This is a genomic window from Bacillus tequilensis (assembly GCF_012225885.1).
In the GTDB taxonomy this organism is placed as follows: Bacteria; Bacillota; Bacilli; order Bacillales; family Bacillaceae; genus Bacillus; species Bacillus tequilensis.
The window spans coordinates 1,892,842-1,905,981 of the sequence record NZ_CP048852.1 but is presented as its reverse complement, the minus strand read 5'-3'; the positions used below and the strand labels follow the sequence as shown (position 1 = coordinate 1,905,981).

At 42.0% G+C, this 13,140-nt stretch carries 13 protein-coding genes; 5 read left to right on the top strand and 8 right to left on the bottom strand.

What is annotated here, in order from left to right:
• Window positions 1–117 precede the first annotated feature (117 nt).
• Complete coding sequence (locus G4P54_RS10365; RefSeq protein ID WP_167872595.1) at window positions 118–1,197, top strand: alpha/beta hydrolase; 1,080 nt, start codon at window positions 118–120, stop codon at window positions 1,195–1,197.
• Window positions 1,198–1,553: 356 nt separating this feature from the next.
• On the opposite strand, the gene G4P54_RS10360 is transcribed toward G4P54_RS10365, so the two are convergent.
• From G4P54_RS10360 to G4P54_RS10350, 3 genes are all read right to left on the bottom strand, one after another.
• Window positions 1,554–1,817 carry a YnfE family protein gene (locus G4P54_RS10360; RefSeq protein ID WP_024715904.1) on the bottom strand — a complete coding sequence of 88 codons (264 nt, stop codon included), beginning with the start codon at window positions 1,815–1,817 and terminating at the stop codon, window positions 1,554–1,556.
• Between the two features lie 73 nt (window positions 1,818–1,890).
• The gene (locus tag G4P54_RS10355) at window positions 1,891–3,390 is read right to left on the bottom strand and encodes a cellulase family glycosylhydrolase (protein ID WP_167872594.1); all 1,500 of its coding nucleotides are present in this window, start codon (window positions 3,388–3,390) and stop codon (window positions 1,891–1,893) included.
• 301 nt (window positions 3,391–3,691) lie between these two features.
• Entirely contained in the window at window positions 3,692–5,089 is a 1,398-nt protein-coding gene (locus G4P54_RS10350) for an alanine/glycine:cation symporter family protein (RefSeq protein ID WP_024715906.1), read from the bottom strand.
• Between the two features lie 405 nt (window positions 5,090–5,494).
• Here G4P54_RS10350 and G4P54_RS10345 point away from each other — a divergent pair, with 405 nt between their 5' ends.
• Both G4P54_RS10345 and G4P54_RS21480 read left to right on the top strand, forming a co-directional pair.
• Window positions 5,495–5,848 (top strand): hypothetical protein, encoded by a 354-nt coding sequence (locus G4P54_RS10345; protein ID WP_167872593.1) that lies wholly within the window; start codon window positions 5,495–5,497, stop codon window positions 5,846–5,848.
• A 24-nt stretch (window positions 5,849–5,872) separates the two neighbouring features.
• Window positions 5,873–5,998 (top strand): hypothetical protein, encoded by a 126-nt coding sequence (locus G4P54_RS21480; RefSeq protein WP_003231548.1) that lies wholly within the window; start codon window positions 5,873–5,875, stop codon window positions 5,996–5,998.
• 45 nt (window positions 5,999–6,043) lie between these two features.
• Here the strand turns inward: G4P54_RS21480 and parC are convergent, their stop codons facing one another.
• The 3 genes from parC to G4P54_RS10330 form a co-directional block, all read right to left on the bottom strand.
• Window positions 6,044–8,464: a DNA topoisomerase IV subunit A gene (gene parC, locus G4P54_RS10340; RefSeq protein WP_167872592.1), complete on the bottom strand. Its 2,421-nt coding sequence runs from the start codon at window positions 8,462–8,464 to the stop codon at window positions 6,044–6,046.
• A 3-nt stretch (window positions 8,465–8,467) separates the two neighbouring features.
• Complete coding sequence (parE, locus tag G4P54_RS10335) at window positions 8,468–10,435, bottom strand: DNA topoisomerase IV subunit B (protein WP_167872591.1); 1,968 nt, start codon at window positions 10,433–10,435, stop codon at window positions 8,468–8,470.
• Window positions 10,436–10,825: 390 nt separating this feature from the next.
• Window positions 10,826–11,233: a CoA-binding protein gene (locus tag G4P54_RS10330; RefSeq protein WP_024715910.1), complete on the bottom strand. Its 408-nt coding sequence runs from the start codon at window positions 11,231–11,233 to the stop codon at window positions 10,826–10,828.
• 168 nt (window positions 11,234–11,401) lie between these two features.
• Between G4P54_RS10330 and plsY the strand changes: the two genes are divergently transcribed.
• On the top strand, window positions 11,402–11,983 hold the full coding sequence (gene plsY, locus G4P54_RS10325; RefSeq protein ID WP_167872590.1) for a glycerol-3-phosphate 1-O-acyltransferase PlsY: 582 nt from the start codon (window positions 11,402–11,404) through the stop codon (window positions 11,981–11,983).
• 87 nt (window positions 11,984–12,070) lie between these two features.
• Entirely contained in the window at window positions 12,071–12,358 is a 288-nt protein-coding gene (locus G4P54_RS10320; RefSeq protein WP_167872589.1) for a HesB/YadR/YfhF family protein, read from the top strand.
• 30 nt (window positions 12,359–12,388) lie between these two features.
• Here the strand turns inward: G4P54_RS10320 and G4P54_RS10315 are convergent, their stop codons facing one another.
• Together G4P54_RS10315 and G4P54_RS10310 are read right to left on the bottom strand one after the other, a co-directional pair.
• Window positions 12,389–12,688 (bottom strand): hypothetical protein, encoded by a 300-nt coding sequence (locus tag G4P54_RS10315; RefSeq protein WP_024715913.1) that lies wholly within the window; start codon window positions 12,686–12,688, stop codon window positions 12,389–12,391.
• A 15-nt stretch (window positions 12,689–12,703) separates the two neighbouring features.
• Window positions 12,704–13,120: a YbgC/FadM family acyl-CoA thioesterase gene (locus G4P54_RS10310; protein WP_167872588.1), complete on the bottom strand. Its 417-nt coding sequence runs from the start codon at window positions 13,118–13,120 to the stop codon at window positions 12,704–12,706.
• Window positions 13,121–13,140 lie beyond the last annotated feature (20 nt).

Below are 13,140 nucleotides of genomic sequence, written 5' to 3'. Positions count from 1 at the left end.
ATAGACTATTCAAGATTAGCAAATCCTTTGATGTAATCGTTTCACAGTATTCAGCGCTTATATCGCAATGTATGTATTTCACATTCGTCACTTTATTCATTAAGGGGGAAGAAGAGAATGAAAACTTATGATGCATTTCCAGAACCAATTGGCGGCTATACTGTCGGGCGAACCCAAATGGATTTTGAGTACACGGCATCAGATCACTCAAAAAGAGAACTGACGGCGTTTGTGTACTATCCGTCCGACAGCAGCGAAGGGAAGAATACATCAACATACATGTTTCCTGAAGTCTACGAGATGTTTAACGAACAGACCCTTGTCACTGCGTTGAAGGATGTTTTCTCTATCGATATCAAGACCCAATGTTATGACGACCTTGCTCTCTCTGGGAAAGAAAAGCGTTATCCGGTGTTATTCTATGTTTGCGGCGGAGGCGGTTCTCCAGAATGGGGCACAGTGATCTGTACAGACTTGGCAAGCATGGGATATGTGGTGGTAAGCATCGGCCATCAGAATAGCACGATGTATAAGCGTAAAGATGGGCGCCTGTTTAATGTATCAAAGGATTTTTCTGATGCCATTTTGGCGTTTTCTGAAGATCCGGAGATGCTGGCGTTGTCTGGTAAGATGGAGATGCGTCCTGACGATGAAACTGCCATTGAGATGTGCCGTAACGTGCTTACACTGCCGATTCTTGGCGAGTTAACACTGGACTCCGGAGAGCTGAATTCCATTTTTAAGGGCAGATTGTTGCTTGATATCGGCATGGGCATAGTCGGACATTCTTATGGAGGGCCTACAACGGCGATTGTTTGCCGGGACGACGACCGGTTCGCCTGCGGGATTGGCTTGGATATCGGTGCGTTCGGCCTTCTGGACAGCGACCTTAAGAAACCCTTTTTGCTGCTGTTTTGTGAACCGAACTATAACATGAATGCGATCATTGGCGCTAACAATAGCATGGAAACCTATTATTTCTCTGTTGATCGTGTTGCGCATTTAGATTACTGCGACATCATGTTTACCAGTGTGAACGAGGAACTCAGAGGCGAACGAGATGCTATGGAGATGCGAAATCTTGTTACAGACTATACGAAGAACTTTTTTGATCATTACATCCTGCAGAAGGATACAAGTGTGGAAAGTCTGGCATATGCTGGCGTGGACTTGATCAAGAAGACCAGCAACAAGTGACATAACCTAGAGGTTGCTGATAAACACATGTCAAAGAGCTAGCCGTACTGTATAGAACAATATGTATATATTTGATTGGTTAGAAAATGAAATGAGTGAGACGAACAACTAACTGAAAAAACCTTTATGACCGATTAAATTTATTTATTGAGGACGTAAAGGTTTTTTGCTATTACAAACAAAAGGGTGAAAGTGTAGATAAGAAGAAAATTGATACGTTAACTTAAACTCGATTATTCTAGTTAACATAATATATATTCTAGGAAGTTAAAGAAATAAATGAATTTCTGTCTCATCATTAAAGTATACTTAAGTAAGTGAGACAGAAATTAAAATGTTACTGCTGCACGTCTACATTAAAAAAATGATGTTTTCAATCCATAATAAACGGCTTCTAAATCTTCCAGCGTCATATCGCCATATGCACATTTGATAACCGAGTCAGCAAATACATCGTAGTCATAATCGGTTGAAAAACCTTGCTGCAGCTGTTTTCCGTAAGCGTCGATCTGTTCTTTTTGATGTTGAATGTCTTTTTCCTTACCTGGATAATCCGGACCATTTATCACATTATTCATTTCCTTGAACAACATCATATACTGTTTCAGTGTTTCGTCCACTACGTAAACCTCCTTGTTTTGCTGTATAAGATATGAAAACGGACATCATTGCTGATGCCCGCCTAAAGCTTAACTAATTGGGTTCTGTTCCCCAAATCAGTTTTCCTTGATGATATAATGTGATTTTTTTCGTTGTTTTAAACGTATTTGATTGGAAAAAGGAATAATCGCTGCTTTGTGCATAATTGCTCCAGTCATCATTGTGAAGACGAAGCTGAATATTCCCTGTGCTTTCTCCTGGTGACAGCGTTCCTTTTTTAAACCCCAGTTCCAGATAGGTATCTGCGCCTTGCTTAGGTTTATGCAGCGTCACAAACTTGTGGGTCAGATTGCCGCATCCAATCTGCGCGTAGTCACAGTCAAAGTTTTGTCCTTTGTTTTTCGCGTTATACCAGTAACGGGCAGTGACACCTTTTAAATCAACCTTGGTATTCCCGGTATTTTTTATGGAAAGCTGCGGGCGGATTTGGTTGCTGTTCACATCCCCATCCCCTGCTTTGTATTGTACAGAAATGCCGTTTTCCTTTGCGGGATTATCTTGTGCTGGCGTTTCAGGGCGTTCTTTCGTTGAATCTTTGTTGCCGAGAATGTTTTCTCTTACGAATGTTCCTGAAGCAGTTAAATCTGACAGCGGCCAGCCGCCTGTTTTAGATGCTCCCGGCTTTAATGCTGAGGATGATTCCTGCTTATCAGAAAGATTCCAGTTCACCCAGCTGATTTTCTTGCTGTCGAGATAATTCAGCCATTCCCGCGACTGGTCAAGGAATACACCGCCATTTCCAGACGCGTCGCTTGTTCCCCATTCCGTCACGAAAATAGGCGCTCCTTTACTGAGTGCATAGTTTGCTTTATCCCGTAAAGATTGGCCGTGTGTGCCGGCATAAAAATGAAGTGCGTACATGACGTTTGCATCTTTTAGCTGATCATCGGCTGCATCATTCACATCCTGGCTCCATGTACCGGTACCTACAATGATGGGATTGTCGGGGTCATTTTTTCGGATAACGGAAATCACTTCTTCCGCATACGGTTTAATATCCCGCTTCCAGTTCACATCGCCGTTTGGTTCATTTGCAATTTCATAAATGACGTTTGGCGTGTTTCCGTAAAGACTTGACATTTCCTTGAAAAATTCTTTCGCCTTCTCTTTATTTTGGTTTGGATTGCCGTCATTTAAAATATGCCAGTCAATAATGACATATATCCCAAGTTCTTTTGCTGTTTCAACTGCTTCTTTCACTTTGTTTTTCACAGACGGGTTGTCAATATAACCGCCGTCTGCTGTATACATTGCCGCGCGGAAAACGGTGATGCCCCAATCGTCTCTCAGCCATTTCAAGCTGTCTTTATTGACGAAATCGCCATACCATTGTAATCCGTGTGAACTGATTCCTTTCAGCTGTACCGCTTTACCGTCTCGGTTTACGAGCTGTGTCCCTTTTATGCTAAGCTGGCCATTCTTGGCTACTGGCGTTTTTGTTCCTGCTGCAGATGCCGGCGAAGCCTGCAAGCCGCCCATCGTCAATACCGCAATCAATAAACACGTAATAAAAATAGAGATTGACCGTTTCATATCTATCTTTTCCTCCTTCTCATCATTTTGGCTCTCCACTTCTTATGAGCACGAACTCATTGTAAAAATCTTTCTCTTGATTGTCTATCAACCTAATTTCTTGTTTTTAGAAGGTGTAAAAGCCTGTCAATGTGCTCTTTCTCTATTGAATTAGTTACACCTGACACATATAGAACAAAGAAAACTGGACTGAACCGGGACTTTACACGTCATTTTTCAATCGAGTCGAAAAATTAAATTTATTTCCAACAATGAAAAAGCTGCATTCAACAACTGAATGCAGCCTTGTTTTATATTGATATTACGCTTCTTGTTTCTCATCTTCCCATGTTTCAGCATTTTTCAGCCCTGGGATGTTTTTCGCCTTAAATACAGGATCAAGTCCTTGTTTACGCTGTTTCGCGTAATCTTTATATACTTTGTAAGCAACGTTTGACAGCAGCGTAATCACAATCAAGTTAATCAGCGCCATGATGCCCATAAAGAGGTCCGCCATATCCCAAACGATTTGGAAACCTGATAAAGATCCATATACAACCATAGCAATAACAGCGATACGGTATATATTCAGCCATGTTTTGCTTGTTTTAATAAATTCAATGTTTGTCTCGCCATAATAATAGTTTCCGACTACTGAACTGAAAGCAAACAAGAACATTGCGACTGCGATGAAAGTCGGCGCCCAGCCTCCAATGTGATGGTTAAGAGCAGCCTGTGTTACTTGGATGCCATCGCCTTTTGGTGTTACACTGTATAGCAAAATAATAAATGCTGTGGACGTACATACGATAAATGTATCGAAAAATACGCCTAAAGTTTGAATAAATCCTTGCTTTGCCGGATGGGATACATGAGCTGTTGCAGCCGCGTTTGGCGCGCTCCCCATTCCTGCTTCGTTTGAGAAAAGCCCGCGCTGCGCACCGATAACGATGATGCCGCCTATTCCGCCGCCGACAACTTGTTCAAAGCCTAAAGCATTTTTAACAATTGTAGCGATAACGCCAGGGAAAGCTGTAATATTGGTGATAACAACAAATAAAGCGATAAGAATATAAATGCCTGCCATAACCGGCACAATTAACTGTGAAACAGCGACAACACGTTTTAAACCGCCAAAAATAATAAACGCAGTTAAAACCGCCAGAACAATGGCGACAACCGTTTTATTCACATGGAATGCGCCATCCAATGCGCCTGAAATTGTATTTGTTTGAACAGCATTAAAAATTAAGCCGAACGAGACAGTAATTAAGACAGCAAAAACGATGCCAAGCCATCTGACTCCAAGACCCTTTTGAATATAGTAGGCCGGGCCTCCGCGGAAGTCCTCCCCGTCTCTCACCTTATAAAGCTGCGCTAATGTACTCTCAACAAAGCTTGAAGCCATGCCTACAGTAGCTACGACCCACATCCAAAATACAGCGCCTGGTCCGCCTGTCGCGATCGCTAAGGCGACACCAGTCAAATTCCCTGTACCGACTCGGGATGCGGCAGAAATAAAGAATGCCTGCATAGATGAAACACCTTTATTTCCCTCGGGTTTCTCCCCTACGATTCTAAACATTTCAATAAAGTAACGGAATTGGATAAAACCAAAACGTATGGTGAAAAATAATCCAAGCCCTATTAAAATATAAAATAGGTATTTCCAGATGAAATCACTTGGAATATTAATCAAACTATTGAAAAAAGCCTCCATATTTACCTCCCGTTTTCATCAATTCATTGTGAATTCGATCTTGATGTTAGATTTTTTAACATAACGAGTATTATTATATCACAATATGTCGAATTAGGAAGTTTTTTCGTGAAGATGATTGTCCTAGATTGAGGTTCAGTCATTACCTCCCCCTCTCTATTATTTTCCTATGAAGGAATAATCCTTAAACATCAAACATATCATCTTAAATGTGTTTTTCATCACCTCTTATAATGGGTATACATACACTAATAAAAGAAATTTCACTTTCAATAATAAGAAAAAAGATATATACTTAACAAAGTGAAATTTTATTTTTAAATTTAAAAAATCAAGTTTACTTTTAGGATGGGTTAGGGTATTATTATAAAAATATTCAGTAATATTAAAGGAGGGGGAGATCATTTGAAAAAAGTAACGATACTGAAAGCGTCCATCTTATTTTTGGCAATTGCCAGTTTTCATTTGTTCTCCATTCCCCACGCCTTTGATATCGGCCATCATTATAAAGCCGTAGCCGACCAGCAGGAAATGCATGAGATGAAAGCCGGTCAAAATGCTGATGATGAGAAGAAATCCATCACAGGAGCATTTGCGCTGACTGCTTTTTGGGCAATGGCTGTTCTGCTTCTGACCGCTGAAAGCAAAAGTACGGGATACACCCGCAGGCGTCAGCGGAAAAAAAGCTTTATATTGGCCAAATTTTATCAATCGTCTTATTTCGACAAACTTCATGTTCAACATCACCTGATAATATAACGAAATATGAGGAGGCTGTTAAACATGTTGTTTATCTTAAGAATGGTGATTTTAGGCTTGTTTTCTTTCACGGCGCTGAATTTATTTGTATGGCAAGGAATCGAAGTTATTCATGCCGTAACAGATCTTTTCACCAACCATGAAAGCTGATAAAAACAAACAAAACCCGCTCACGTGATATGAGCGGGTTTTTTATTATTGTTCTGTATGAAGGCGCCAGACAGCTGTGATCTTGCCTGATTCCTCTTCATCAATAAAGAAAGAGCCATTGCTGTATCTGTCGTTTGTCCGTAAAGTTTTTGCCTGCAGTTCTTTTCTGTCGCCTTTTTCTGTTTCCGCCATAAGCCGCTGTTCAAGACCGCAAGCGAACAGCGCAACGACACGGTGAGGGTTCTTCTTCAGTTCCCTTAGCATCACGGCACCGCGTTTTGCACGGGATGTCTTTTCAAACTCGGAAAGACTCATGCGTTTTACCGCTCCCCGCTGCGTGAACAATACAATGGAATCAGATTCTTGAAGGATCTCTCCGGAGACAACAAAGTCATCTTCTTTTAAGTTAATCCCTTTGACACCTGCCGCACGCGCGCCAACTACATTTACTTCGTCTTCTCCAAACCAAAGGCCGTATCCTAAATGAGTAGCCATAAAGATCTGGCTTTCCCCATTTGTTACATGTACATCAATCAGTTCGTCTTCACCCTTCAAATTTAATGCGACAAGCGCTTTAGAATAACGCTGTGCTTTATAATGGGTGAGCTCTGTCTTTTTCACCATTCCGTTTTTCGTAAAGAACAAAAGATATGCCGACGGATCAAATTCTTCTATCGGTATCGCCTTTACAATCGTTTCATCACGGTCAATGGTGATTAGGTTTGAAAAATGCTGCCCCATGTCCTTCCATCTGATATCAGGCAGCTGGTGAACCGGACAATAAATGTAGCTTCCTTTGTTTGTAAAGAGCAGCAGCACATCCGTCGTATTCATTTCAAACTGATGCAGCATCCTATCCGTATCTTTCATGCCGAAATCCTGACCATTAGAAGCCGCAAATGAACGCTGGCTCGTCCGTTTTAGGTAACCATCCTTCGTAACGGTCACATATACATCCTCAGACGCAACCATGACTTCGAGATTGATTTTAATTTCCTCAATTTTTTCTTCAATCACGGAACGTCTCGTGTCTGCATATTTCTTTTTCAATGCTTTTAAGCTGTTTATGATCACTTTTAACAGCTTTGAATCATTGCTCAGAATGGATTCGAGCTCTTCAATCTTTTTGCCAAGCTCTTCTGCCTCTTCCTTAAGCGCTGTAATATCTGTATTGGTTAAACGATAAAGCTGCAATGACACGATGGCTTCAGCCTGAGGCTCTGTAAAGTCATATTTCGCTGTCAAATTGTTTTTAGCGTCACGCTTATCGCTTGAAGAACGGATTGTTGCAATGACATCATCCAAAATAGACAGAGCTTTCATGAGACCTTCTACGATGTGATGTCTGTCTTTTGCTTTTTGAAGCTCATAAACAGACCGGTTTGTGACGACTTCCTTTTGATGGCCGATATATGCATCCAAAATAGACGGCAGGCTCATCAGCATCGGACGGCGGTTATGAATAGCCACCATATTAAAGTTATAGGTCACTTGCAAATCTGTATTTTTATATAAGAAATTCAAAATGCCTTTGGCATCGGCTTCTTTTTTCAGTTCAATAACCACTCTCAGCCCTGTTCGGTCCGTTTCATCACGAACCTCTGAGATGCCTTCAACCTTTTTATCAATGCGATACTCATCCATTTTTTTCACAAGGTTGGCTTTGTTGACTTCAAATGGAATTTCCGTAATGACAATTTGTTCACGGCCGCCTCTGATTCCTTCAATTTCAGCTTTTCCGCGGATAATGATTTTTCCTTTTCCGGTTTCGTAAGCTTTTTTTATGCCGTCAACGCCCTGAATAATACCGCCTGTCGGAAAATCAGGCCCTTTAATGACTTCCATCAGCTCATCAACAGAGCAAGTTGGCATTTGAATGCGTTTAATGACAGCATCAATGACTTCTCCAAGATGATGAGGGGGAATGTCGGTCGCGTATCCTGCTGAAATCCCGGTCGATCCATTGACCAATAGGTTAGGAAACATCGCTGGGAGCACGACAGGCTCTTTGCTCGTATCGTCAAAGTTCGGCACAAATTCAACCGTGTTTTTATCAATGTCCCGCAAAAGCTCAGACGCGATCGGAGATAACCTCGCTTCTGTATAACGCATGGCAGCCGGAGGATCTCCGTCGATGCTTCCGTTGTTCCCATGCATTTCTATTAACACATTACGCACTTTCCAATCCTGGCTCATCCGCACCATTGCTTCATAAACCGAACTGTCACCGTGCGGATGATAGTTACCGATGACGTTACCGACCGTTTTGGCTGCTTTTCTGAAGTTTTTATCAAACGTATTTCCATCTGTATGCATCGCATACAAAATTCTGCGCTGTACGGGCTTTAAGCCGTCTCTCGCATCAGGAAGCGCCCTGTCTTGAATAATGTATTTACTATAGCGTCCAAAACGGTCGCCTATCACCTCTTCTAATGGTAAATCATGAAATAATTCTGGCTGTGACAATCATTAAACCTCCTCAGCGACCGATAAGTTTTCATTTTCTAAAATATTGCTTTCTTCATCTAAACCGAAAGCGACGTTTTTCTCAATCCACTTTCTGCGCGGCTCTACTTTATCTCCCATTAACGTCGTCACACGTCTCTCTACACGTGCCGCATCGTCAATTTTGACCCTGACAAGCGTACGGGACTCCGGATTCATCGTCGTTTCCCACAGCTGGTCTGCATTCATCTCTCCAAGACCTTTATATCGCTGAATGGTATAGCCTTTACCGACTTTTTTCAAGACATCATCCATCTCTTCGTCAGACCATGCGTACTCAATGATTTCCTTTTTCCCGCTCCCTTTGCTGACCTTATATAAAGGAGGCAGTGCAATGAACACCTTGCCGTGCTCAATGAGCGGCTTCATATAGCGATAGAAAAACGTGAGAAGCAGCACTTGAATGTGAGCGCCGTCTGTATCGGCATCGGTCATAATGATGATTTTGTCATAGTTGATGTCATCGATTGAGAAATCCGCTCCGACTCCACCGCCGATCGCATGAATGATCGTATTGATCTCTTCATTTTTAAAGATATCTGCAAGCTTAGCTTTTTCCGTATTAATGACCTTACCGCGTAAAGGCAGAACCGCTTGGAATCTGCGGTCTCTTCCCTGCTTGGCTGACCCGCCTGCTGAATCGCCCTCAACGAGATACAATTCATTTTTTGCCGGGTTTCTCGAACCCGCAGGCGTCAGCTTTCCGCTTAATGTCGCTTCTGATTTTTTTCGTTTTTTGCCGCTTCTTGCTTCTTCACGGGCTTTGCGTGCCGCTTCGCGCGCCTGGCTCGCTTTGATTGCTTTTTTAACAAGCAGCGTTGCGGTATCTCGGTTTTCCTCTAAAAAGTAAGCAAGCTGCTCTGAAACAATCGCGTCGACTGCTGATCTTGCTTCACTGGTCCCGAGCTTTCCTTTTGTTTGTCCTTCAAATTGAAGAAGCTCCTCAGGAATACGGACGGAAATAATGGCTGATAGACCTTCCCTTATATCGGTGCCTTCCAGGTTTTTATCCTTTTCTTTCAGCAAAGCCACTTTTCGCGCATATTCATTAAAAGCACGTGTCATCGCTGTTTTTGCACCCGATTCATGAGTTCCGCCGTCTTTTGTTCTGACGTTGTTAACAAACGATAAAATGTTTTCAGAATAGCCGTCGTTAAACTGGAACGCAAAATCCACTTCGATTGAATGGTGCTCTCCCTCAAACGAAACCACTTCAGACAAGGCGTCCTTTTCCTCATTTAAGTAAGCGACAAACGCTTCTATGCCGGTCTCATAACAAAAGACCTCGTGCTGATCATTGCGCTCGTCAATCAGCTCGATTTTTAATCCTTTTAACAAAAACGCAGATTCTCTTAAGCGCTCAGAAAGCGTTTCAAAATTATAAGTCGTTGTGCTGAACATTGTTGAATCTGGCTTAAAGTGCGTCAGCGTTCCTGTCTTTTTTGTTTTGCCGATCTTTTCGAGAGAGGTAACCGGTTTTCCTCCATTCTCAAATCGCTGCTGATAGACGAAACCGTCCCGCTCAATGGTCACCGTCAGCCATTCAGATAAAGCATTCACGACTGATGCACCAACTCCGTGCAGCCCTCCGCTCGTCTTATAGCCGCCTTGGCCGAACTTTCCTCCGGCATGAAGCACCGTTAAAATCACTTCAGGGGTTGGTTTGCCGAGCTTATGCATTCCGGTCGGCATTCCGCGGCCTCTATCCTGTACAGAAATACTGTTGTCTTTATGTATTTTGACGATAATGTGGTCTCCATGGCCGGCGAGCACCTCGTCGACAGAGTTATCTACGATTTCATAAACCAAGTGGTGCAAGCCCCGCGCGTCAGTAGAACCAATATACATACCCGGCCTTTTCCTGACGGCCTCAAGGCCTTCGAGCACCTGTATGGCATCTTCGTTGTAATCAAATTGCTGTTTTCTAGCCAAACGTACAAACCCCTTTCAAAAACTAACATTGTCTTTCTCTTTTTCAGTGTTGCGTATCAATTGTATAAAATATTTTTAAACCTCGCCTTGAGCCGGTACTGCCTCGGACTCCTCATTATAACCAATATGTTTGCAATCGCAACATAGAGCGAACGAATCAGTTCGCAAAGCATCGGCATATGCTGTTTTCACATCACGAGAACGTATGTTTGTTTATTATATATAAAGCAGCAGGCCTTCGCAAATCGAACGGCCGAAACCCAGTTAGACAAGGTATTTCAAAAAGCTGTTCAAGCTTTATTGTATCTGTTTCACCGTAATACGCAAACAATATCTTAAAATTAAAAAGCAAAAATCCTTGAATTCACAAGGATTTTTGCAGTTCTGCGTCTATTTTGTTACAGCGTGAGCCACTTTTATGCACAGATCCATGATCACCGTTCTGCCTTTTCCCTTTAACATCTCATAAGCTTCTTCGTTTGCCAGTCCTTGCTGTGCCCAAAATACTGGAGCATCTGTCTTTAAAAACTCTTCCGCCACGCCTGGCAGCTGTTCTGAGCGCCGAAATACATTGACGATGTCGATCGGACCGTCAATCTCCTGTAAAGATGAAACTGCTTTAACACCAAGTGCCTCATCAATTGTAGGATTAACGGGAATGATCTCATAGCCTGCATCCTGCATCGCTTTGGAAACCATATAAGACGTTCTATCCGGCCGGTCTGAAAGCCCGACTACCGCGATTCGTTTGCTTTTATCAAGAATCTCTTTAATTTCCGCTTTGGAAGGGTTTTGCATCATGAACACTCCTTTTTTATCTATTTTACACGATTAAAATGGCAGAAATCAAAATATGATGCATATTCGATTGGGTATGTAAGTAAACTTTACAAAAAAACTTATCATCAGATCATGACATCTCATGTTAAAATAAAAAGAAGGGATTTTGAAAAAGGAGAAATGTAGATGTTAATTGCTTTATTGATTATTTTGGCCTACTTGATAGGCAGCATTCCATCTGGCTTAATTGTGGGCAAGCTTGCCAAAGGAATTGATATTCGAGAGCACGGAAGCGGCAACTTAGGCGCCACCAACGCATTCCGTACGCTTGGCGTAAAAGCTGGTTCGATCGTGATAGCCGGAGATATTTTAAAAGGGACGCTGGCAACTGCTTTGCCTTTTCTCATGCATGTTGATATTCACCCGCTTCTTGCAGGAGTCTTTGCGGTTTTAGGCCATGTGTTTCCCGTCTTCGCCAAATTTAAAGGCGGCAAAGCCGTCGCAACATCCGGAGGCGTTTTGCTATTTTACGCTCCACTTTTATTTATCACGATGCTCGCGGTGTTTTTCATCTTTTTATACTTGACTAAGTTTGTTTCTCTGTCATCAATGTTAACAGGGATCTATACTGTGATATATAGTCTCTTTGTTCATGATAAGTATTTATTGATTGTCGTTATCCTGCTCACTATTTTTGTGATATACAGACACCGGGCAAACATTAAACGAATTATCAATAAAACAGAACCTAAAGTAAAATGGTTATAAACGTAAAAATCTTCTCTTTTGACACTGAATAGTCTAATGAGTTTATAATAGAGAAAATTCAAACCAAGAACAAAGGGGTGTTCTGTTATGAATATGACGATTAACGAAGATGCACTGAACTGGTATAAAGAAGAGCTTGATTTAGAAAGCGGAGACCATGTTCGTTTTTTTGTCCGCTACGGTGGCTGCAGCAACGTTCAAAAGGGTTTTTCTCTCGGAGTAGCGAAAGATGCCCCACAAGAGGCTGGCGTCAAAGCAGAAGCCGGCGGCATCACCTTCTTTATTGAAGAAAGTGATCTATGGTACTTCGATAACCACGACCTTCTCGTCAGCTTTTCAGAAGACGCAGATGAACCGGTTTTTGAATACCAATAAAAAAGAACGCACATCATGTGCGTTCTTTTTTTACAAACCAAATCGTATAAGATGATCGGTCAGGTTTTCTTGTTCCAAAATATATTTTTGTGTCTCACCCAGCAGATCAAAGTGGGGAAATTCACTTTTCTTATGTATCCATTCTTTTTTTAAACCGTACGCCGCTCCCCATTGTATCAGTTTATCAATATCTGCACAGCCTGCTTTTGTTACAGTCTTTGCTTCAGGAAACCGGTCATCCAGCCAGTAATGTGTTAAAAAAGCGATTTCTCCTCTTTTCACTGCTTGTTTCCACAGGTTAAGTTCCTCACGTTTCACGCCAAACGCCATATCTCGTTCACTTCCCTATTTTCTGGCCTTTTCATAAGCTTCGTGCCAATCAGGAAAAGCTTTTCGGAACTGAATAGGCTTAAAACTTTCTTTATCCACACAAATATGAGATGAGGTGGCTTCGATGGAGAGCTCGCCGGCCGGATTATAAATGTGATAACCATAGACGGTTTTAAAGCCGTTGTATTCCTCTATCCATGTATGCACAGCCGCGGTTTCTCCGTAATGAAGCGGCTTTTTATAGGAAATATTGATATCGACAACCGGGGACAAGACACCTTTTTTTTCCATGTCACTGTATAAAAAGCCTAAGTCCTTAATAAGGGCCGTCCTGCCGACCTCCATCCATACTAGATAATTTGCGTGATAAACAATCCCCATTTGATCCGTTTCTGCATAACGCACTTCTATTTCTTTTTTTGATACATGCAAGATTACTCTGCTCCCTTAAC

Excerpts from the sequence above, each read along its gene's own strand:
- G4P54_RS10365 (WP_167872595.1), top strand. The coding sequence starts at position 118 with ATGAAAACTTATGATGCATTTCCAGAACCAATTGGCGGCTATACTGTC.
- G4P54_RS10355 (WP_167872594.1), bottom strand. The coding sequence starts at position 3,390 with ATGAAACGGTCAATCTCTATTTTTATTACGTGTTTATTGATTGCGGTA.
- G4P54_RS10350 (WP_024715906.1), bottom strand. The coding sequence starts at position 5,089 with ATGGAGGCTTTTTTCAATAGTTTGATTAATATTCCAAGTGATTTCATC.
- G4P54_RS21480 (WP_003231548.1), top strand. The coding sequence starts at position 5,873 with ATGTTGTTTATCTTAAGAATGGTGATTTTAGGCTTGTTTTCTTTCACG.
- G4P54_RS10330 (WP_024715910.1), bottom strand. The coding sequence starts at position 11,233 with ATGCAAAACCCTTCCAAAGCGGAAATTAAAGAGATTCTTGATAAAAGC.
- plsY (WP_167872590.1), top strand. The coding sequence starts at position 11,402 with ATGTTAATTGCTTTATTGATTATTTTGGCCTACTTGATAGGCAGCATT.
- G4P54_RS10320 (WP_167872589.1), top strand. The coding sequence starts at position 12,071 with ATGAATATGACGATTAACGAAGATGCACTGAACTGGTATAAAGAAGAG.
- G4P54_RS10315 (WP_024715913.1), bottom strand. The coding sequence starts at position 12,688 with ATGGCGTTTGGCGTGAAACGTGAGGAACTTAACCTGTGGAAACAAGCA.